Source organism: Xanthomonas sp. F10, from assembly GCF_014206815.1.
Classification (GTDB): domain Bacteria; phylum Pseudomonadota; class Gammaproteobacteria; order Xanthomonadales; family Xanthomonadaceae; genus Xanthomonas_A; species Xanthomonas_A indica.
Genome location: NZ_JACHNP010000001.1, coordinates 1,036,327 through 1,057,109 on the forward strand (window position 1 = coordinate 1,036,327; position 20,783 = coordinate 1,057,109).

Sequence of the window (20,783 nt, forward strand, 5' to 3'; positions counted from 1 at the left end):
CGCCGCGGCATTACGTGGTGCAAGCACGGGGGAGGAGGTGGTACACGCGCTGCGCGCAGCATCATTCACGACTGCAGGAGCGTCCAGCGACGCGGACATGCATGCATTGGTGTGACTTCCAGACACTTCGGTCGCCTGCCTTCCGTGCAACACGTACTCCATCCACCGCCCGTTTTCGTAGGAGCGGCTTCAGCCGCGACAGCCGTACCGGTGATGGTTGTCGCGGCTGAAGCCGCTCCTACGAGGTGATGGCGTATCTCGTTGAGCCACGGCAAAGCGCGCTTTGGCGAGGCTTTCGAGCCACTGCCACTGCCACTGCCATTGCCACGCCACTGCCACCGCCACGCCACTGCTGCGCCGAACGGGATGCGCGGAGAGAGTGCGCGTGCAGACGAGCGTCTTGCGCCGTAGCGACGGACGCGCTTCACGGGCCCCCTAGAAAAAAGCGGCCCGAAGGCCGCTTTTTTCATGCCGCAACAGCAGGAGTGAGGATCAGGTGCGATCCTTGTGCTCGTCGCCGTCCGCCTTGTCCGCGGCATGCGGCGCATGTGCTGCGGACTGCGGCGCGGCGGCAGCAGCACGTTCCTTCCTGCCCGCTTCGTCTGCAGCCGCGACCTGCGTCGAGGCAGTGGCGGCGGACGTTGCGGTGTCGCTGCTTGCCGGCGTGGCCGATGCGGCCTCGGTCGGCGCGGCGGCCGCTGCATCACCACTGTGCGGGACGTTCGCCGGCGCACCGGCGAAGGCGTCGAGCATGGTGGTCTGCACGGGCGCGTAGGCCGGCTTGGCCGGGGCAGCTTCTTCCGCACGTGGCTCCGCGAAAGCGGCGGGCGTGGCGGTGACGGCCGGTGCTGCGCTCGGCGCGGCTGCGGCTGCCGCCGGCGCGGTCACGCTCGCCGGATCCTCGACCGTGGCCGTGGCATCCGCGGCGTCCGGCTCCGCGACCGGGGCCTTGGCGGCGGTCGCGGTCGGTTGCTCGACGGCAGTGGTGACCGCCTGCGGCTGGGGCGCGGCCGGTGCGGCGGCCGGTGTTGCGCGTTCGGCCGGTGCCGCGGCGCGCTCGGTGCCCACGGTCTGCTGCGCTGCCGGCGTCGTCTCGGCGACCGCTGCCGCAGGTGCGGCAGCCACCACCGTGTCGGCGTGGGCGACGGCGGCATCGCTGGCGCCCTGGGTGGCAGCGGCCGGCGCGGTCGGCGCAGGCGCTGCGATGACGGCGTCGGCCGGCGCGGTCGGCTGCATCGGTGCGGTGGCCGGCGCAGGCACGGGGTCGACGGCGATCGGCGCGGGGGACTGGGCTGCGTCGTCGGCCGGTGCCGGTGCGCTGCTGGCGGCGGCTGCACGCTCGCGGCGCGGCTCGCGCTTTTCCTGCGGCTCGCGCTTCTCCTTCTCCTGTACGGGCGGCTGCGGCTTGGACGCGGGCGCGTCGCCGGCAGCGTCGTCGTCGAAGTCGAACTCCGGCTGGCTGCGGCTCGGCGCCTGCGCGCTTTCGCCGTCGCTGTCGCCGGCGTCCAGATCGGCGTCGTCCAGACCGGCGGCATCGCCGGCGGCGCCGGCTTCGCCATTGCCACGGCGGCGGCGGCGGCCACCACGACGGCCGCGACGGCGGCGGCCACCGGCATCGCCGGTCCCGTCCTCGCCCTCGGCGCCTTCGCCGGCAGGCACGGCCTGAGCGGTTTCGGCGGCGCTTTCGCGCTCATCGATGCTGGTCGCTGCGGCGGTCGGCGATTGCGCCGGCGCGGCGGTGGCCTCGACGGCCGCTGCCGGCTCCTGGGACGTGGCGATCGCGCCACCGGCGACCGCGGCGGCGGCCAGGGTGGTGGCGTCCTGCACCGGCGTCACCGGGCTGGTCGCGACAGGCGCGGCCTGCTGCTTGGCGACGGCCTCCTCGGCGCGCGGCTGACGCGGCGGCTTGTCGCCCTGCGCGGCAGCCTGCGCCGGCTCCTGCTGCGGCTTGGGCTGGCGCGGCGGGTTCTGCGGCTGCTGCTGCTTCGGCGGCTTGGGCGTCTGCGGCTGCTGCTGCGGCTTGGCCTGCTGCGTGGCCTGCTCGTTGCGCGGCGCCTTGGGCTGTGGGTTCTGCTGCCCGGCCGGCGCGGCGGCGCCATTGCCGTTGCCGGCGCGGCGCTCGTCGCGGCGTGCGTTGCCGCCGCCGTTGTTGCCGTTGCCGCGGGCGGCATTGCCGCCCTGGCCACCGTTGCGGTTGCCGTCACGGCGCGCGTTGCGGTCGCTGCGATCGCCACGGTCGTTGCGGTTGCGGTTGCCGTCCTGCGGGCGCTGACGCTGCGCCGGCTCGGCGGCGGCCGGGGCGGGGGCCGGGCTGTCGCCGGCGCCGAAGATGCGCTTCAGCCAGCCGACCACGCCGGTGGCCGGCGGCGCGATCGGCGTGGGCGCGACGACCGGGGCCGGTGCCGGCGCGGCGGCCGGTTCCTCGACCACTTCGCGCACCGGGGCCGGCTGCGAGTGCTTCACATTGGTCACCGCAGGCGCCGGAATGTTCAACTGCGCCTTGGTCAGCGCATGCACCGGCAGCTTGCGCGGGGTGCCGCGCTGGTAGCTGGGCTTGGTGCTTTCCTCGCCCAACTCGTTCTCGCGCAGGCGGGTCACTTCGTAGTGCGGGGTGTGCAGCTGCTCGTCGGCGACGATCACGATCGGCGCGTCGTGGCGCTTCTCGATCTCGCTGAGCGCGCGGCGCTTCTCGTTGAGCAGGTAGTTGGCGATCTCCACCGGGGCCTGCACCAGCACCTGCCCGGTGTTCTCTTTCATCGCATGCTCTTCGGCGACGCGGATGATCGACAGCGACAGCGACTCGACGCTGCGCATGCGGCCGTGGCCGTCGCAGCGCGGGCAGACGATCTGGCTGGATTCGCCCAGCGACGGGCGCAGGCGCTGGCGGCTCATCTCCAGCAGGCCGAAGCGCGAGATGCGGCCGATCTGCACCCGCGCGCGGTCGTACTTGAGCGCGTTCTGCAGGCGGTTCTCGACCTCGCGCTGGTGCTTGTTGGAGGCCATGTCGATGAAGTCGATCACCACCAGGCCGCCGAGGTCGCGCAGGCGCAACTGGCGCGCGACTTCTTCGGCCGCCTCCAGGTTGGTCTGGAACGCGGTGTCCTCGATGTCGCTGCCCTTGGTGGCGCGCGAGGAGTTGACGTCCACCGCGGTCAGCGCCTCGGTCTGGTCGACCACGATCGAGCCGCCGGAGGGCAGGCGCACGCTGCGCTCGTAGGCGGCCTCGATCTGCGACTCGATCTGGAAGCGGTTGAACAGCGGGATGTCGTCGGTGTAGTGCTTGAGCTTGCGCAGGCTCTGCGGCATCACCTGCTGCATGAATTCCTTGGCGTCGCCGTACATCTCCTCGGTGTCGACCAGGATCTCGCCGATGTCGGCGCGCAGGTAGTCGCGCAGGGCGCGGATGATCAGCCGCGATTCCTGGTAGATCAGGAACGGCGCCGGCTTGGCCAGGGCGGCCTCGGCGATCGACTTCCACACCTGCAGCAGGTAGTCCAGGTCCCACTGGAGCTCTTCGGCATCGCGGCCGACGCCGGCGGTGCGGATGATCACGCCCATGTCGTCGGGGATGTTCAGCTTGTCCAGCGCTTCCTTCAGCGCGGCACGGTCCTCGCCCTCGATCCGGCGCGAGACGCCGCCGGCGCTGGGCGAGTTCGGCATCAGCACCATGTAGCGGCCGGCCAGGGAGATGAACGTGGTCAGGGCCGCGCCCTTGTTGCCGCGCTCCTCCTTGTCCACCTGCACCACCACTTCCTGGCCCTCGCGCAGCAGTTCGCGGATCGTCGCCTTGTTGTGGTCGACGCCGGCCTGGAAGTAATCGCGGGAGATTTCCTTCAGTGGCAGGAAGCCGTGGCGCTCGCCGCCGTATTCGACGAAGGCCGCTTCCAGCGAGGGTTCGAGCCGGGTGATGCGGCCCTTGTAGATGTTGGACTTCTTCTGTTCCTTGGACGGCTGCTCGATGTCGATGTCGTACAGGGTCTGGCCGTCCACGATGGCCACACGCAGTTCTTCTGCCTGCGTGGCGTTGATCAGCATTCGCTTCATTGTTGCGTTCCTCGCGCTGCTACCGCGCGGAACGCCATGGGGTTTCGCTTCTGGTCACGCTTCGTCGCCCATCGCGCAGGCGCGGGGTGGGCGTCTTGGGTTTCCAGCGCTACGACACCACGGCGAGCCGCGGGAGCGCTTCTTGCTTTTAGGTGGTTCAGGACCGGCGGCGACTCCAGCCAGGCTGGGCGCCGCACGGGGCATGTTCAGCGCGGACGCTTGCGGCATCCGGCGATGGCCGGGCAGGCCGGTGAGCCGCTAACATGGCCGCCCCGGGGGCGGTGGTCGCGCACTGTGCCGGAATCGTCGTAAGCCGGGCTTCTGGCCCTCAACTAACTTCCAACGAAATCAAACCCTTATCTCGCCCCCCGAGTGTAACAGAATAAACTGCCTGATGACTTCCCCCCCGATCCCTCCGAAGCCGCGCGATGTCGCGACCAGCGCGGTGCGCATTCTCAAGGTCCCGGAAGACAGGGCCGGACAGCGCGTAGACAATTTCCTGCTCGGCCAGCTCAAGGGCGCGCCGCGCAGCCTGATCTACAAGCTGATGCGCAGCGGCCAGGTGCGGGTCAACGGCGGCCGCACCAAGGCCGAGCGCAAGCTCGAGGCCGGCGACGAGGTGCGCATCCCGCCGGTGCGGCTGACCGAGGAGGGCGAGAAGAGCGCGCCGCCGGATGCGTTCATGGCCCGGCTGGAGGCGGCGATCGTGTACGAGGACGCGCGCTTGCTGGCGCTGAACAAGCCGTCCGGGGTCGCCAGCCACGGCGGCAGCGGCATCAGTTTCGGCGCCATCGAGACGCTGCGTGCGCTGCGTCCCAATCAGTCGCTGGAGCTGGTGCACCGGCTCGATCGCGACACCTCCGGGCTGCTGATCGTGGCCAAGAAGCGTTCGGCGCTGACCGAGCTGCAGGCGCTGATGCGCGAGGACGATCGGGTCCAGGGCCGCGGCATCAGCAAGCGCTACCTGACCCTGCTGGTCGGGCGCATGCCCGATGGCACCATGAGCGTGGATGCGCCGCTGCACATCGGCCTGCGCCAGGGCGGCGAGCGCCACGTGCAGGTGAACGCGGCGGGCAAGCCGTCGCTGAGCCATTTCCGGGTACTGGAGCGGCGCGGCGGGCATTCCTACTGCGAGGTGCGGATCGAGACCGGCCGCACCCACCAGATCCGCGTGCACGCCCAGCACCTGGGGCATCCGGTCGCTGGCGACGACAAGTACGGCGATCCTGCAGTCAACAAGCGCCTGCGCGAGCAGATCGGACTCAAACGTCTGTTCCTGCATGCCGCCTCGCTGGAGTTCGCCCTGGACGACGGCAAGACACCTTATCTATTGAACGCGCCGCTGGCCGACGAACTGGCCGAGGCGCTGAACCGCCTCGGCTGAGGCCGGCGCGGCGGGAGCGGCATGCGGCCGCCCCGCGTTGCGTTCAGCTGTCGTGATGGTCGTGGTCGTGGTGCCCGTCATGGTGGGCCGGGGCCGGCCGTTGTGCCGGGTGCGATTCGGCCGGCCGCGGCGCCGGCATGCGCGGCGGCGGAGAGAACCGGGCCACGCGCTGCTCCTGGCGCGGTTCCGGCATCGGCGCACGCATCGCCTCGCGCGGCATCTCCGGCGCGCGCGCCTCGCGCTCGGGCGCCGGCGCATGCCAGGCCTGGGCGCGCGGCGCTTCGGCCGGCATCGCCGCGCGCGGCGGCTGCGCGCGGGCCATCTCGCGGGCGAAGCCGGACGGCTGCATGCCCGGGTCGCCGTGTCGCGGTGGTTCGGCGAAGCGCGGCGCCGGCATGCCGCCATGATTGGCGACGGCCTCGCGCGGCATCGGCGTGGGCGACAGTGCCTGCGGCACCGGCCGGCCGTGGAACTGCGGCACCGGCATCGACGGAGCCGAGCGTGGCGCGTTCGGCTGGGCCATTGCCAGGGCGCGTTGCGGTGCCGGGGCACGCGGCGCGAAGCCGGGCAGCAGGCGCTGGTCGCGCGCGGCGGCCATGGCCGCCGGGGTGCCCGGAGCCGGCAGGCGCTGCATCGGCGGCGCCATCGCCGCCACCGGGCGACCGGCCTGCAGCATCTGGCTGGTGAAGTGCGGCATGGTCTGCGGCATCGCCGGCGGCTGGGCGCGGGCCGGCCCGAACGCGGCCGCCGGAGTGCGCGCGCCCATCGCCGCGGCAGCCAGCGCGGCGCCCGGGGCATGCGCGGCGGCGAAGGCCTGCTGCGCGGCCGGCCCACCCATCGGCATCGCCGGGGCTGGCGCGCCGCGGTAGTCGTTGTGCACGTAGCTGTGGTTGTCGTAGTGGTTGTTGATGATGGTGGTGCGCGGTGCGTACACGCTGTTGCGGTAGACCACGTAGTTCGGCGCCGACGGCGGCGCGTTCCAGTTCACCCCCCAGTTGTTCCAGCCCCAACTGTGCCATGGCGGCGCCGGTTCCAGCCAGCCGAACACGCTGTGGTGGTGGTGTTCGAGCGCGTCGCCGACCAGCACGCCCACGCCGAAGGAGATGATGCCGGCGGTGACCAGGTCGCCGGTGTCGTAGTAGGGGCGCGGCGGACGGTAGCGGTATTCGCGGTAGACGTTGACCGGAGCGCCGTAGACCACGTCGGGGTCGTAGCGCGGCACGTAGACCACGTCCGGCTGCGCCGGCTCGATGACGATGGTGCGGGTCGGCGGCGGCACCGCGTCGGCATAGGCCGGCGCCGGTTCCACTACGGTGCGCTGAACCACCTGCACGCGCTGCTGTGGGGTGCTGCGCAGGTGGCCCTGCGCCTGCGCGCGCTGGCGCATCACCTGCACCGCGTCCAGCACCTGGTTGGGATCGTGGGCATAGGCGTCGCCCAGCGCGCGGGTCCAGTCGCCGTTGCCGGCCAACTGGTCGACCACGTCGGGGAAGGCGGTCAGCGCCTTGACGCTGGGATCCCAGGGCTGCGACGCGGCCGCTTGCAGGCGGTCGGTGGCGGACAGGGTGCGGTTGTTGCGCAGCCAGTCCTGCGCGGACACCACCTGGTCCGGATACACCGAGGCGGCGAGGGTCTGCGCCAACAGCTTGTCCGGGAACAGCGCGATCGGCGCCACCAACTGATACAGCTGGTCGGCGGTGGGCGGGACGTAGGGGGCAGGCGCGGGCGCCGCAGCGGGGGCGCCGGTGTCGGCCTGTGCTGCGGGAGCGGGCGCGTCTTGTCGCTGGCAGGCGCCCAGCGCCACCACGCTCAGCGCGGTGAACAGGGCCAGCCTGGCCGGGGGCAGGGGGCGGAGATCCATGCGACACCTCATCGGAGCGGGGCGAAGGTGGCCGCAGCATGCGCCGCCCTTGGTGTCTGCGACCTTTCTGCGCGGCGCTGCCGCGCAGGCCAGCGAGCCCGCGTTCAGCCGGCGCCGGCGGGTGCGCTCAGACCGGCGCGGACAGGCGGAACAGCACCAGACTCAAGGCCAGCGTGGCCATGCCCGCGACCAGGCCGTACACCGTCTCGTGTCCCTGCGCATAACGCTTGGCCGCCGGCAGCAGTTCGTCCAGGGCCAGGAACACCATCACCCCGGCGATCAGCCCGAACACCGCGCCGAACACCGCATCGGACAGGAAGCGCGCCAGCGCGACGTAGCCGATCAGCGCGCCGATCGGCTCGGCCAGGCCGGACAGCAGGCTGGCGGCGAAGGCATAGGACTTGCGGCCGGTGGCGTAATGCACCGGCACGGCGATGGCGATGCCTTCGGGGATGTTGTGCACGGCGATGGCGAAGGCCAGGGGCATGCCCACCGCCGGGCTCTCCAGCGTCGCGAAGAAGGTGGCCAGGCCTTCCGGGAAATTGTGCGCCGTGATCGCCACCGCCGTGAGCAGGCCGACGCGCTTGACGTAGGCGCGGTTGTCGTCGCGGAACAGCGGATCGCGGCTGTTGAGGCTTTCGTGCGGATTGGGCACCAGCCGGTCGATGGTCACGATCAGCACCATGCCGGCCAGGAACGCCAGGGTGGCGTAGGCCTGGCCCAGGCGTGGATCGAAGGCCTCGCTGAAGGCGGCGATCGACTTGCCGAGGATCTCGGTCAACGACACGTACACCATCGCGCCGGCGGAGAACGCCAGGCCGAAGGCGAGCAAGCGCGGATTGGGGCCTCTGCTGAACAACACCAGCACGCTGCCCAGGCCGGTGGCCAGGCCGGCGCCGAGGGTCACGGCGAGCGCGACCAGGACATTGTGCAGCGGGATCTCCAGCATGCGCCGGCGGCTCCAAGGAAAGAGGCGTCGATCAAACCCGGCGCGGTGCGGGTGTCGCGTGAAGGCGCGGCGCGCGCGCCCGTGGTTGGGGCGGGAGACTTGAGGTTCAGCCGGCCTTGTGCGCCTGCGCGTCCAGCGCGAAGCAGTGGTCCGGGCGCGGCTGCGGCGGATTGAAGTTGACCGGCACCTGGATGGTCCACGGCACTGCCTGGCCGTTGCGGGTGGCGGGTTTGAACGTCCAGCCGCGCACGGCCTCCTGCGCCGAGGCGTCCAGCTTGGCCTGGCCGCTGCCGGTGACCACGTTCACGTCGGTCGGCTTGCCCTGCACGCCGACCACCACCTTCAGCACCACCGTGCCGCCGAGTCCGGCGCAGGCCACGTCGATCGGGTAGTCCGGCGGCGGCGTCTTCACCGCGGCGACCTCGGTCGGCGGCTGGGCCACGGTGTGTTGCTGCGATTGTTGGGATTGGCCGCAGGCGCTGAGCAGCACGGCGCTCAGGCAGGCCAGGGGGAACAGACGACGGGCGGCGACGGTAGCGATCATCGGGATCATTCCGAAAGGGCGGAGGCCTTGGCGGCGCAGATGAAGTCGTTTTCGCTGAGGCCACCGACGTCGTGGGTGGAATAGCGCACCACCACGCGGTCGTAGTGCACGCCCAGGTCGGGGTGGTGGTCCTCGCGGTGCGCGATCCAGGCCAGCGCGTTGACGAAGGCCAGGGTGCGGTAGTAGTCGGGGAAGCGGAAGGTGCGGCTGATCGCGTTGCCGTTCTCGACGACTTCCCACCCGGGCACCTGCGGCAGCAGTTCGGCCAGGCGCGCCTGGGTCAGTTTGTACTCGCTGCCCTTGCAGGGCGAGCAGTGGGCCTGGGCGAGCGGGATCAGGTCGTTCATGGAGGGTCTCTGCGGTGGAACGGACAGGGCCGATCAACATACCGCCCGCGATGAGCGCAGGGCGTGGAAGGGTCTAGAATACCCGCATGATCCAGATCTCAGACAACGCACAGGCCCATTTCCGCAAGTTGCTCGAACGCGAGGCCGTGCCCGGCATGGGCGTGCGCCTGAGCGCGGTCGATGCCGGCACCCCGCGTGCCGATGCGCGGCTGGAGTTCGCCGAGCCGGCGGACCTGGCCGGCGACGAGTGGGCGATCGACTGCGCCGGCTTCACCTTGTACGTGGCGGCCGACAGCGTCGCCTGGCTCGACGGCGCGGAAATCGACTACGTCACCCAGGGCACCGGCCAGCAGCTCACCATCAAGGCGCCGAAGATCAAGGGCGAAGCACCGGGCGAAGCGGCCTCGCTGGTGGAGCGGGTGCGCTGGGTGGTGGAGAACGAGGTCAATCCGCAACTGGCCCAGCACGGCGGCCGCGTGGCGGTGCAGGAAGTGTCCGCCGATGGCGTGGTGCTGCTGCGCTTCGGCGGCGGCTGCCACGGCTGCGGCATGGCCGACGTGACCTTGAAGCAGGGCATCGAGAAGACGCTGATGGGCCGGGTGCCGGGGGTGACCGCGGTGCGCGACGCCACCGACCACGACAGCGGCAGCGCTCCCTACATTCCGCGCGATTCGGCCGCCTGACGTCCCGCTGCCGGTGACGCGCGCCACCGACATCCTCGATGTGTTGTTGGCGCGTACGCCGCGCAAGCTGCTGCGCGACCGCCGCACCGGTCTGCCATACGCATGGGCGCACTGGATCGCGGCGCAACCTGCCGTGCCGCGGCCGTTCGCCGCCCCGGAGCTGATTGCGGCGATGCCACCGGCGCAGCCGCCGGTGACCACGCGTCTGCCGGCCTTGCCGCTGTGGCAGGCGTTCCGCCGCCTGTGGTGGCAGCACTGGGATCCGGCGCCATACGACCAGCGCTGGTGGCGGCGCATCGCCGTGCTGCTGAGCCTGCTGCTGCATCTGCTGTTCGCGGTGTTCCTGCTGTGGGTGGCGTTCGTGCGCTGGCTGCCGCCGCGCACCGATGCGGACGCCGCCGGCCGCGTGCAGGTGGAATTCGTCGGCCGCGGCACGCCCGCCGAGAGCGGCGGTGGTGCGCCGGCCGAGGCGGCCGCGTCCACGGAGGCGACGTCGCCGACGCCACCGCGTGCGCGGCGCGCCCTGTCCGCGCGGCCACGCCCGACGCTGGCAGCCGCTCCTGCACCTGCACCAGCCGCGGAGCCGACCCCGGCAGTGCCGGCGCCCGCGCCGACCACGGCCAGTGCGCCACCACCGCCACCGGCGGAGCAGCCGCTGCAGGTGACCGAGACGCCGACGCCCACGCGCGACTTCGTGCTGCCGCCGCCACCGAGCGTGCGTGTACCGGTGCCCACACCGCGCGCGGTCGTGCCGCCCGACGTGCAGGTGCCGGTGCGCGAGGTCGAGGTGGTCACCGACGTGCCGACCGTGGCGCAGTTGCGTCCGCGCGACATCGCGGTGCCGCGCCCCGCCGCACCGCAGGTGCAGGTGCGCGAACGCGAGGTGCCGGCGCCGCTGCCGCAGGTGCAGGTCCCGGTACCACAGCTGCGCACGCCGGCGCCGACGCCGATGCTGCGCAGCGCCGACGTGCCGCAGGTGCGCCAGATCGAAGTGCCGACGCCGAGCACCGCCACGGCGACCGCGCCCACGCCGGCGCCGGCGGCCGCCCCGGTCGCCAGCCCGGACCCCGCCCCAGCCAGCGCGCCGACCCCGCAACAGGCACCGGCCGCCTCGGCTGGCGCCGCCGCCAGCGCGTCGGCCAAGCCGGCGGCGCCCGCGGCTGGCACCGCGCCGCCCGGCAGCCAGGCGACGAGCCCGGGCAGCGGCCCGGCACCGGTCGCCCGCGATGGAGGCTGGGCCACGCCGCAGCGCGGCGACGACTGGGGCGCGGCCGCACGCAACCGTCCCGGCGATGCCGGTGCGGGCGCCAGCAAGGGCGGCGGCTTGTTCAATGCCGACGGCAGCGTGCGTCTGGCCGATGGTCGCGGCAACGAGCAGGCGCCGGCGCGCAGCGCGCCCGGCGCCGAGACCGACACCTGGACGCGCGATCGCATCGAAAAGGCCGGCGAGTGGCTCAAGCGTCCGCCGTACGACTACACGCCGACCTCGTTCGACAAGTACTGGCTGCCGAACGCGACGCTGCTGGAAGAGTGGGTGCGGCGCGGCATCAAGTCGGTGAAGATTCCGATTCCCGGCACCACCAGCAGCATTTCCTGCGTGATCTCGATCCTGCAGGTGGGCGGCGGCTGCGGCATCACCGATCCCAATCTCAACGAGCAGCCGGCCGGCGCGCGACCGCCGCCGAACGTGCCGTTCAAGCGCGAGCTGCAGGAAGACAACGGCAGTCGCTGAGCGGCCGGTGCGGGCTCGGCGTCAGAAGAGGGCGCCGCACATCACCAGCTTTCAGCGCACGCGAACCGGGCGCAGCTTGCCCTGAGTGGGCGGCCTCAGCCGGCAAGGCGTTCCCTGAGAGTCCTCGGCGCGGCGGAAAGCCGCTCCAAACGACCTGCCGCGCATGGCGTGCTGTCTCGTAGGAGCGGCTTCAGCCGCGATGGGCTTTACCGGGAACGCCGGTCGCGGCTGAAGCCGCTTCTACGTGTGTGCCGCACGTCGTCGGATAAGGTCGGAGCGACATCGGTTTGCGCACCACGAGCAAGTGGCGGTGAGCTTGTCACGCATCGACGGCGGCGCATCCGCAGCGCGCTGAGCGCGGTCCCGTCGCCGCTGCTCGGCGCAGCGTGGTGCGCGCCGCCGCGCACGTCCTCCGACATGCCTGGTCCGGCGGACGTCGCCCGCTCAGTTGACGCCGTGCAAATCGCGCAACTGGCTGCTGCGCGAGCCGAAGTAGGCGGCCAGGTCGGCGATGTCCTGGTCGCTCAGTTGCGCCGCCTGCGGGCTCATCAGCGGATGCGTGCGGGTGCCGCCGCGGTAGGCCTGCAGCGCGTGCGCGAGGTAGTCGCCATATTGGCCGCCGAGCTTGGGGTAGGTCGGGTCGATCGGCGCGTTGCCGTCGGCGCCGTGGCAGTCGATGCAGCTCTGCCCGGTGGCCTTGCCCTTGGCGTGGGCCAGTTTGTCGCCGGCCTCGATGCGCCCGGCGGGCAGGCCGGCGGAGGAGCCGGAACCGTGCTCGCCGCTGGCGTGGCCGGGGTCGCCGGCGGAGGTGCTGGTGGATTCCACCTGCGATTGCGAACAGGCCCCCAGGCACAGGGCGGCAAGCAGGACGAGGGCGGGACGCAAGGCGTGCGCGGCGTTCGGCATGGGAGGCCTACTTGAGGGTGGACAGGAAAGCGGCGATGTCGGCGATCTCCTGGTCGGAGAAGCTTTCCGCCTGGGCCTGCATGGTCGGATGCTTGCGCTTGCCGAGCCGGTATTCGGTCAGCGCCTGGGTCAGGTACTGCGCCGACTGCCCGCCGATCTTGGGGATGCGGTAGCTGGGGTAGGCGTTCTTGTAGCCGGTGACGCCGTGGCAGCCCTGGCAGGTGTAGGTGAGCACCCGGCCGTTGGCGGCATCGCCCTGAATGGGCGCGGGCGCCGCGGCAGCGGCGGCGGGAGCGGCGGGCGCCGGCGCGGTCTTCGCCATGGCCGGGGCGGCCCCAACAGAAACGAGTACGGCCAGAGCAAAACAAGCGGCTAGCGGCTGCGTGCGCATGGTTTCGTGGTCCGGAGGACGGATTGGGGTTCCGGCGTGGGGGAACACGGAACGGCCCGAGTATAGCCTCACCTTTCGCGGCTCCGAAACTGGCCGCCGCGGCGGACCCGTGACCTTTGGGGCATTCGGCATGGTGTCGACTGGTGATCTACTTATCTACAACACCATTTACGCCATCCACCGGGGATACGACGATGACGCGACCGCTTCCGCGCCGCACTGCCACTTGCGCTGCCGCGCTGCTGGTCACCACCACGCTGCTGCTCGGCGCCTGCAAGCCGGCCGCCGAGGCCAAGGCCAAGGCTGCCGACAGCGAGAAGGCGCCGGAGGCGGTGCCGGTGGAAGTGGCCGCGGCCAGCCGCCGTGCGGTGGCTGCAAGCTACAGCGGCACCGCGGCGCTGGAGGCACGCGCCGAATCGCAGGTGGTCGCCAAGACCTCCGGCGTGGCCCTGGCGGTGCTGGCCGAGGAGGGCCAGCAGGTGCGCGCCGGGCAGCCGCTGGTGCGGCTGGACCCGGACCGCGCGCGGCTGGCGCTGGCGCAGAGCGAGGCGCAACTGCGCAAGCTGGAGAACAACTACCGCCGCTCGCAACAGCTGGTGGGCCAGCAACTGGTCAGCGCGGCCGACGTCGACCAGATCAAGTACGACCTCGCCAACGTGCGCGCGCAACACCAGTTGGCCTCGCTGGAACTGTCCTACGCGACGGTGGTGGCGCCGATCTCCGGGGTGATCGCGTCGCGCTCGATCAAGACCGGCAACTTCGTGCAGATCAACACGCCGATCTTCCGCATCGTCGACGACTCGCGCCTGGAGGCCACGCTCAACGTGCCCGAGCGCGAACTGGCCACGCTCAAGACCGGGCAGCCGGTGACCCTGCTGGCCGACGCGCTGCCGGGCAAGCAGTTCCGCGGCCGGGTCGACCGCATCGCGCCGGTGGTGGACGCCGGCAGCGGCACCTTCCGCGTGGTGTGCGCGTTCGACGAGGGCGCGCAGGCGCTGCAGCCGGGCATGTTCGGGCGCATCCGCATCGATTACGACCAGCGCGCCGATGCGCTGGTGGTGCCGCGGCTGGCCCTGCTCGACGACGGCGAGCCGGCGGTGTTCCGCGTGGTCGCCGGCAAGGTCGCGCGGGTGCCGGTGACGCTGGGCTATGCCGAAGGCCCGTGGGTGGAGATCCGCCAGGGCCTGCAGGCCGGCGACCAGGTGGTCACCGCCGGCAAGGTCGCGCTGCGCGACGGCAGCCGCGTGCAGGTGATCGCGCCGCAGCGCGCGATCGCCAACGCTGCGCCCGCCACCGCCGCCGGAGCGCGCTGATGCACGGCGCTGGTCCCGACCCGCACGCACCGCCTGCGCCCGCTGCGCACGGCGGCGGCCTGGTCGAATTCGCCACCCGCCGCCGCGTGACCATCGCGATGATCACGCTGACCATGCTGCTGTTCGGCGCGATCGCGCTGCACGGGCTCAAGGTCAACCTGCTGCCGGACCTGAGCTATCCGACCCTGACCGTGCGTACCGAGTATGCCGGCGCCGCGCCGTCGGAGATCGAGACGCTGGTGACCGAGCCGGTGGAAGAGGCGGTCGGCGTGGTCAAGAACCTGCGCAAGCTCAAGTCGGTCTCGCGCACCGGGCAGAGCGACGTGGTGCTTGAGTTCGCCTGGGGCACCAACATGGACCAGGCCAGCCTGGAGGTGCGCGACAAGATGGAGGCGCTATCGCTGCCGCTGGAGGCCAAGGCGCCGGTGCTGCTGCGCTTCAATCCCTCCACCCAGCCGATCATGCGCCTGGTGCTGTCGAGCAGGACCGCCGCGCACAGCGACGCCGAGGCGGTGCGCGCGCTGACCCAGTTGCGCCGTTACGCCGACGAGGACCTGAAGAAGAAGCTGGAGCCGGTGGCGGGCGTGGCCGCGGTCAAGGTCGGCGGCGGTCTGGAGGACGAGATCCAGGTTGACATCGACCAGCAGCGGCTGGCGCAGCTCAACATGCCGATCGACACGGTGATCGCGCGGCTCAAGGACGAGAACGTCAATCTCTCCGGCGGGCGCCTGGAGCAGGGCACGCAGCGCTACTTGGTGCGCACGGTCAATCAGTTCGCCGACCTGGACGAGATCCGCAATCTGTTGCTGACCACCCAGGGTGCCGGCAGCAACGCCGCCGACGCGGCCCTGCAACAGATGTACGCGATCGCCGCCTCCACCGGCTCGGAAGCGGCGCTGGCGGCGGCGTCGGCGGCGCAGAGCGCCACGTCCAGCACCACCACCAGCGTGGCTGGCGGCATGCCGATCCGGCTCAAGGACGTGGCGCAGGTGCGGCAGGGCTACAAGGAGCGTGAGGCGATCATCCGCCTGGGCGGCAAGGAAGCGGTGGAACTGGCCATCTACAAGGAGGGCGACGCCAACACCGTGGCCACCGCGGCGGCGCTGCGCCAGCGCCTGGAGCAATTGCAGGCGCAGATTCCCGCCGACGCCGAGTTGACCACGCTGGAAGACCAGTCGCGCTTCATCGAGCACGCCATCGGCGACGTCAAGAAGGATGCGGTGATCGGCGGCCTGCTGGCGATCCTGATCATCTTCCTGTTCCTGCGCGACGGCTGGAGCACCTTCGTGATCGGCCTGTCGCTGCCGGTGTCGATCGTGACCACCTTCTTCTTCATGGGCCAGCTCGGGCTGAGCCTCAACGTGATGTCGCTGGGCGGGCTGGCGCTGGCCACAGGCCTGGTGGTGGACGACTCCATCGTGGTGCTGGAAAGCATCGCCAAGGCGCGCGAGCGCGGCCTGAGCGTGCTCGATGCGGCGATCGTCGGCACCCGCGAGGTCGGCATGGCCGTGGTCGCCTCGACCCTGACCACGATCGCGGTGTTCCTGCCGCTGGTGTTCGTGGAAGGCGTGGCCGGGCAACTGTTCCGCGACCAGGCGCTGACCGTGGCGATCGCCATCGCGATCTCGCTGGTGGTGTCGATGACCCTGATCCCGATGCTCAGCTCGCTCAGAGGCCGTGCGCCGCTGGCGTTCCCGGTGGAGCCGGCGGCACCGCGCTGGCAGCCGCAGCGCGGCTGGCTGACGCCGCTGGCCTGGAGCCGGCGCGGCGCCGGGGCGGCGGTGCGCGGCATGTTCTTCGGCGTGGCCTGGTTGTGCGTGCGGCTGTGGCGCGGCGCGGTGGCGGTGGTTGCGCCGGTGATGCGCAAGGCCAGCGACCTGGCGATGGCGCCGTACGCGCTGGCCGAGCGCGGCTACCTGCGGCTGCTGCCCGGCGCGCTGGCGCGTCCGGGCTGGGTGCTGGGGCTGGCGGCGCTGGCCTTCGCCGCGACCCTGGCGGTGGCGCCACTGCTGGGCGCCGACCTGATCCCGCAACTGGCGCAGGACCGCTTCGAGATGACCGTGAAGCTGCCGGCCGGCACGCCGTTGCGGCAGACCGACGCGCTGGTGCGCGAGTTGCAGGAAGCGCATGGCAAGGATGCCGGCGTGCAGGCGCTGTACGGGGTCAGCGGCAGCGGCACCCGGCTCGACGCCAACCCCACCGAGAGCGGCGAGAACATCGGCAAGCTGACCATCGCCATGGCCGGTGGCGGCAGCGCCCAGTTCGAGGCGCAGCAGAGCGAGCGCATGCGCGCGACGATGCGCAACCATCCGGGCGTGCAGGTCGGTTTCAGTCGGCCCGAGTTGTTCAGTTTCTCCACGCCGCTGGAGATCGAACTGCGCGGCCAGGACCTGCAGACGATCCAGCACGCCGGGCAGAAGCTGGCGGCGCTGCTGCGTGGCAACGGCCACTTCGCCGACGTCAAGTCCACGGTGGAGGAGGGCTTCCCGGAGATCCAGATCCGCTTCGATCAGGAGCGCGCCGGGGCGCTGGGGCTGACCACCCGGCAGATCGCCGACGTGGTGGTGAAGAAGGTGCGCGGCGATGTCGCCACCCGCTACAGCTTCCGCGACCGCAAGATCGACGTACTGGTGCGCGCGCAGCAGAGCGACCGCGCCAGCGTCGACAGCATCCGCCGGCTGATCGTCAATCCCGGCAGCAGCCGGCCGGTGACCCTGGACGCGGTCGCCGACGTGGTCGCCACCACCGGCCCCAGCGAGATCCACCGCGCCGACCAGATCCGCGTGGCGATCGTCTCGGCCAACCTGCGCGACATCGACCTGGGCGGCGCGGTGCGCGAAGTGGGCGAGATGGTGGCGCGCGATCCGCTCGGCGCCGGTGTCGGCATGCACATCGGCGGCCAGGGCGAGGAACTGGCGCAGTCGGCGCGCTCGCTGCTGTTCGCGTTCGGCCTGGCGGTGTTCCTGGTGTACCTGGTGATGGCCTCGCAGTTCGAGTCGCTGCTGCATCCCTTCGTCATCCTGTTCACCATCCCGCTGGCGCTGGTCGGCGCGGTGCTGGCGCTGCTGCTGACGGGAAAGCCGGTGTCGGTGGTGGTGTTCATCGGCCTGATCCTGCTGGTAGGCCTGGTGACAAAGAACGCGATCATCCTGATCGACAAGGTCAACCAGTTGCGCGAGGAGGGTGTGGCCAAGCGCGCGGCGTTGATCGAAGGCGCGCGCTCGCGGCTGCGGCCGATCGTGATGACCACGCTGTGCACGCTGTTCGGCTTCCTGCCGTTGGCGATCGCCAGTGGCGAGGGCGCCGAGGTGCGCGCGCCGATGGCGATCACCGTGATCGGCGGGCTGCTGGTGTCCACGCTGCTGACCCTGCTGGTGATCCCGGTGGTCTACGACCGCCTGGATCGCCGCGCCGATGCGTACTACGCAGAGCGCGGGCGGCGCGCGCGGCAACGCGAGCAGGGCGAGCAGCGCCTGCAGGACGGCGAGGGCGCACCGGCATGAGCGTCGCCGAGTTCAGCATCCGCCGTCCGGTCACCACCATCATGTGCTTCGTGTCGCTGGTGGTGGTCGGGCTGATCGCCGCCTTCCGCCTGCCGCTGGAGGCCTTGCCGGACATCTCCGCGCCGTTCCTGTTCGTGCAGTTGCCGTATACCGGCTCGACCCCGGACGAGGTCGAGCGCAACCTGGTGCGGCCGACCGAGGAAGCGCTGGCGACGATGACCGGGATCAAGCGCATGCGTTCGACCGCCACCGCCGATGGCGCCAACATCTTCATCGAGTTCTCCGACTGGGACCGCGACATCGCCATCGCCGCCTCCGACGCGCGCGAGCGCATCGACGCGATCCGCGCCGACCTGCCGGCGGACCTGCGGCGCTACAACGTGTTCAAGTGGTCCAGCAGCGACCAGCCCGTGCTGAAGGTGCGGCTGGCCGGCGCGGCCGACCTGACCGGCGCGTACGACATGCTCGACCGCGAGTTCAAGCGCCGCCTGGAGCGCATTCCCGGGGTGGCCAAGGTCGAGGTGTCGGGCGCGCCGCCGAACGAAGTCGAGATCGCCATCGCCCCGGACCGGCTCAGCGCGCACAACCTCAGCCTCAACCAGCTCAGCGAGCGCCTGGGCAAGCTCAACTTCTCGCTGTCGGCCGGGCAGATCGACGACAACGGCCAGCGCCTGCGGGTGCAGCCAGTCGGTGAACTGCGCGACCTGCAGGAGCTGCGCGACCTGGTCATCGACGCCAAGGGCCTGCGCCTGGGCGACATCGCGCAGGTGCGGCTGAAACCGACCCGGATGAGCTACGGCCGGCGCCTGGACGGGCGCCCGGCGGTGGGCCTGGACGTGTTCAAGGAGCGCAGCGCCAACCTGGTGGAGGTGTCGCGCGCGGTGCTGGCCGAGGTCGAGCAGATCCGCAAGCAGCCGGCGCTGAGCGACGTGCAGGTCAAGGTCATCGACAACCAGGGCAAGGCGGTGACCTCGTCGCTGGCGGAGCTGGCCGAGGCCGGTGCGGTCGGCCTGCTGCTGTCGGTGACGGTGCTGTTCTTCTTCCTGCGCCATTGGCCGTCGACGCTGATGGTGACCCTGGCGATCCCGATCTGCTTCGCCATCACCCTGGGCTTCATGTACTTCGCCGGGGTCACCCTCAACATCCTGACCATGATGGGCCTGCTGCTGGCGGTGGGCATGCTGGTGGACAACGCCGTGGTGGTGGTGGAGAGCATCTACCAGGAGCGCGAGCGCATGCCCGACCAGCCGCAGCGCGCCTCCATCGTCGGCACCCGCAACGTCGCCATCGCACTGTCGGCCGGCACCCTGTGCCATTGCATCGTGTTCGTGCCCAACCTGTTCGGCGAGACCAACAATATCAGCATCTTCATGTCGCAGATCGCCATCACCATCTCGGTGTCGTTGCTGGCGTCGTGGCTGGTGGCGGTGAGCCTGATCCCGATGCTGTCGGCGCGCATGCGTACTCCGGCGCTGGTGCATTCCCCGCGCGGGCTGATCCCGCGCCTGCAGCGCCGCTACGCGCGGGTGCTGGCGTGGTCGCTGGCGCACCGCGGCTGGAGCGTCTGCGCGATCGTGCTGATCAGCGCGCTGAGCGTGATCCCGATGATGCAGACCAAGAAGGACATGTTCGGCGGCGACGGCGGCGAGCAGGTCTTCATCGGCTACCAGTGGAAGGGCGCCTACACCCGCGAGCAGATGGCAGAGGAAGTGACCCGGCTGGAACGCTTCATCGATGCGCGGCGTGCGCAGTACCACGTGACCCAGGTGTATTCCTGGTTCAGCGAGGAGGAAGGCAGCAGCACCACGCTGACGGTGGACCTGAAGCAGGTCCGCGATCTGCCGGCCCTGATGGAACGCATCCGCAAGGAACTGCCGCGCTCGGCGCGGGTGGATTTCCACGTCGGCAACAGCAACGGCGGCGATGGCGGCAACGGCGGCGGGCAGACCGTGCAGGTGCAACTGGTCGGCGATTCCACCGAGGCGCTGCGCGCGCTCGCCGACGACGTGGTGCCGGTGCTGGCGCGGCGCAAGGAACTGCGCGACGTGCGCGTGGACAGCGGCGACCGTAGCACCGAGCTGGCGGTGCGGGTGGACCGCGAGCGCGCCGCCGCGTTCGGCTTCAGCGCCGAGCAGGTCGCCAGCTTCGTCGGCCTGGCGCTGCGTGGCGCGTCGCTGCGCGAATTCCGCCACGGCGACAACGAGGTGCCGGTATGGGTACGCTTCGCCGGTGCCGAGCAGGCGACGCCGGAGGATCTGGACAGCTTCAACGTGCGCACCCAGGACGGGCGCAGCGTGCCGCTGCTGAGCCTGGTCGATGCGCAGCCGCGCGCGGCCGCCACCCAGATCGCCCGGACCAACCGGCAGACCACACTGACCATCACCGCCAACCTCGGCGCCAAGGTGACCGCGCCGGAAGCCAAGCAGGCGATCGAGGACACGCTCAAGGCGGTCAGCTTCCCGGTCGGCTACCGCTACAGCTTCGACGGCGTGGAAGGCCAGGACGACGACCAGGCCAGCAAGCAGATGCTGTTCAACCTGTTGATCGCGCTGCTGATGATCTACGTGGTGATGGCCGCGGTGTTCGAATCGCTGCTGTTCCCGGCGGCGATCATGAGCGGCGTGCTGTTCTCGGTGTTCGGCGTGTTCTGGCTGTTCTGGATCACCGGCACGAGCTTCGGGATCATGGCCTTCATCGGCATCCTGGTGTTGATGGGCGTGGTGGTGAACAACGGCATCGTGATGATCGAGCACATCAACAATCTGCGCCGGCGCGGCCTGGGCCGTACCGAGGCATTGATCGAAGGCTCGCGCGAGCGCCTGCGGCCGATCATGATGACCATGGGCACGGCGATCCTGGCGATGGTGCCGATCTCGTTGACCACCACGCAGATGTTCGGCGACGGTCCGGCCTACTACCCGATGGCGCGTGCGATTGCCGGCGGCCTGGCGTTCTCGACCGTGGTCAGCCTGCTGTTCCTGCCGACCATCTACGCGATCCTCGACGATCTCAGCAATGGCGTGGCGGGGTTGGTGCGGCGCGCGCGTGGTATCGCCGCACCGCAAGCCGCATGAGCGTTTCGTAGGAGCGGCTTCAGCCGCGACAGGCGTCTCAGGGAAGGCCCGT

Annotated in this window: 13 protein-coding genes; 6 read left to right on the forward strand and 7 right to left on the reverse strand. The window is 71.0% G+C overall.

All coding sequences use genetic code 11. The annotated features are described in order from the left end of the window. Positions 1–492: 492 nt before the first annotated feature. Positions 493–4,035 carry an Rne/Rng family ribonuclease gene (locus FHR56_RS04625; protein WP_184502588.1) on the reverse strand — a complete coding sequence of 1,181 codons (3,543 nt, stop codon included), beginning with the start codon at positions 4,033–4,035 and terminating at the stop codon, positions 493–495. Between the two features lie 403 nt (positions 4,036–4,438). Here FHR56_RS04625 and FHR56_RS04630 point away from each other — a divergent pair, with 403 nt between their 5' ends. After that, positions 4,439–5,428, forward strand: a complete 990-nt coding sequence (locus FHR56_RS04630) for an RluA family pseudouridine synthase (RefSeq protein ID WP_160947833.1) — start codon at positions 4,439–4,441, stop codon at positions 5,426–5,428. 43 nt (positions 5,429–5,471) lie between these two features. On the opposite strand, the gene FHR56_RS04635 is transcribed toward FHR56_RS04630, so the two are convergent. From FHR56_RS04635 to FHR56_RS04650, 4 genes are all read right to left on the reverse strand, one after another. Continuing rightward, the gene (locus tag FHR56_RS04635; RefSeq protein WP_160947832.1) at positions 5,472–7,289 is read right to left on the reverse strand and encodes a DUF3300 domain-containing protein; all 1,818 of its coding nucleotides are present in this window, start codon (positions 7,287–7,289) and stop codon (positions 5,472–5,474) included. Between the two features lie 127 nt (positions 7,290–7,416). Further along, positions 7,417–8,238 carry a zinc transporter ZupT gene (gene zupT, locus FHR56_RS04640; protein ID WP_019798069.1) on the reverse strand — a complete coding sequence of 274 codons (822 nt, stop codon included), beginning with the start codon at positions 8,236–8,238 and terminating at the stop codon, positions 7,417–7,419. A gap of 106 nt (positions 8,239–8,344) precedes the next feature. Further along, entirely contained in the window at positions 8,345–8,782 is a 438-nt protein-coding gene (locus FHR56_RS04645; RefSeq protein ID WP_160947831.1) for an energy transducer TonB, read from the reverse strand. A 5-nt stretch (positions 8,783–8,787) separates the two neighbouring features. Further along, positions 8,788–9,129 carry a 4a-hydroxytetrahydrobiopterin dehydratase gene (locus tag FHR56_RS04650; protein WP_019798438.1) on the reverse strand — a complete coding sequence of 114 codons (342 nt, stop codon included), beginning with the start codon at positions 9,127–9,129 and terminating at the stop codon, positions 8,788–8,790. An 86-nt stretch (positions 9,130–9,215) separates the two neighbouring features. Here FHR56_RS04650 and FHR56_RS04655 point away from each other — a divergent pair, with 86 nt between their 5' ends. Then, complete coding sequence (locus FHR56_RS04655) at positions 9,216–9,812, forward strand: NfuA family Fe-S biogenesis protein (protein ID WP_019800223.1); 597 nt, start codon at positions 9,216–9,218, stop codon at positions 9,810–9,812. 13 nt (positions 9,813–9,825) lie between these two features. Further along, a complete protein-coding gene (locus FHR56_RS04660; RefSeq protein ID WP_160947830.1) occupies positions 9,826–11,544 on the forward strand; it encodes a transmembrane repetitive protein in 1,719 nt (572 codons plus the stop codon). Positions 11,545–11,988: 444 nt separating this feature from the next. On the opposite strand, the gene FHR56_RS04665 is transcribed toward FHR56_RS04660, so the two are convergent. Further along, positions 11,989–12,450 (reverse strand): cytochrome c, encoded by a 462-nt coding sequence (locus FHR56_RS04665; protein ID WP_160947829.1) that lies wholly within the window; start codon positions 12,448–12,450, stop codon positions 11,989–11,991. 7 nt (positions 12,451–12,457) lie between these two features. Next, positions 12,458–12,841, reverse strand: coding sequence for a cytochrome c (locus FHR56_RS04670; RefSeq protein ID WP_160947828.1), 384 nt, complete (start codon positions 12,839–12,841; stop codon positions 12,458–12,460). A 194-nt stretch (positions 12,842–13,035) separates the two neighbouring features. Here FHR56_RS04670 and FHR56_RS04675 point away from each other — a divergent pair, with 194 nt between their 5' ends. Genes FHR56_RS04675 through FHR56_RS04685 form a run of 3 tightly spaced genes read left to right on the forward strand, consistent with a single transcriptional unit; the run spans position 13,036 to position 20,731 of the window. After that, a complete protein-coding gene (locus tag FHR56_RS04675; protein ID WP_160947827.1) occupies positions 13,036–14,154 on the forward strand; it encodes an efflux RND transporter periplasmic adaptor subunit in 1,119 nt (372 codons plus the stop codon). Then, on the forward strand, positions 14,154–17,657 hold the full coding sequence (locus tag FHR56_RS04680) for an efflux RND transporter permease subunit (protein ID WP_160947826.1): 3,504 nt from the start codon (positions 14,154–14,156) through the stop codon (positions 17,655–17,657). The genes FHR56_RS04675 and FHR56_RS04680 overlap by 1 nt, the downstream gene beginning before the upstream one ends. Continuing rightward, on the forward strand, positions 17,654–20,731 hold the full coding sequence (locus FHR56_RS04685) for an efflux RND transporter permease subunit (RefSeq protein WP_160947825.1): 3,078 nt from the start codon (positions 17,654–17,656) through the stop codon (positions 20,729–20,731). The genes FHR56_RS04680 and FHR56_RS04685 overlap by 4 nt, the downstream gene beginning before the upstream one ends. Positions 20,732–20,783: the final 52 nt, after the last annotated feature.

Bases quoted from the DNA above. Each gene is read 5' to 3' on its own strand.
- FHR56_RS04625 (WP_184502588.1), bottom strand. From the start codon at position 4,035: ATGCTGATCAACGCCACGCAGGCAGAAGAACTGCGTGTGGCCATCGTG.
- FHR56_RS04630 (WP_160947833.1), top strand. From the start codon at position 4,439: ATGACTTCCCCCCCGATCCCTCCGAAGCCGCGCGATGTCGCGACCAGC.
- FHR56_RS04635 (WP_160947832.1), bottom strand. From the start codon at position 7,289: ATGGATCTCCGCCCCCTGCCCCCGGCCAGGCTGGCCCTGTTCACCGCG.
- zupT (WP_019798069.1), bottom strand. From the start codon at position 8,238: ATGCTGGAGATCCCGCTGCACAATGTCCTGGTCGCGCTCGCCGTGACC.
- FHR56_RS04645 (WP_160947831.1), bottom strand. From the start codon at position 8,782: ATGATCGCTACCGTCGCCGCCCGTCGTCTGTTCCCCCTGGCCTGCCTG.
- FHR56_RS04650 (WP_019798438.1), bottom strand. From the start codon at position 9,129: ATGAACGACCTGATCCCGCTCGCCCAGGCCCACTGCTCGCCCTGCAAG.
- FHR56_RS04655 (WP_019800223.1), top strand. From the start codon at position 9,216: ATGATCCAGATCTCAGACAACGCACAGGCCCATTTCCGCAAGTTGCTC.
- FHR56_RS04665 (WP_160947829.1), bottom strand. From the start codon at position 12,450: ATGCCGAACGCCGCGCACGCCTTGCGTCCCGCCCTCGTCCTGCTTGCC.
- FHR56_RS04670 (WP_160947828.1), bottom strand. From the start codon at position 12,841: ATGCGCACGCAGCCGCTAGCCGCTTGTTTTGCTCTGGCCGTACTCGTT.
- FHR56_RS04675 (WP_160947827.1), top strand. From the start codon at position 13,036: ATGACGCGACCGCTTCCGCGCCGCACTGCCACTTGCGCTGCCGCGCTG.
- FHR56_RS04680 (WP_160947826.1), top strand. From the start codon at position 14,154: ATGCACGGCGCTGGTCCCGACCCGCACGCACCGCCTGCGCCCGCTGCG.
- FHR56_RS04685 (WP_160947825.1), top strand. From the start codon at position 17,654: ATGAGCGTCGCCGAGTTCAGCATCCGCCGTCCGGTCACCACCATCATG.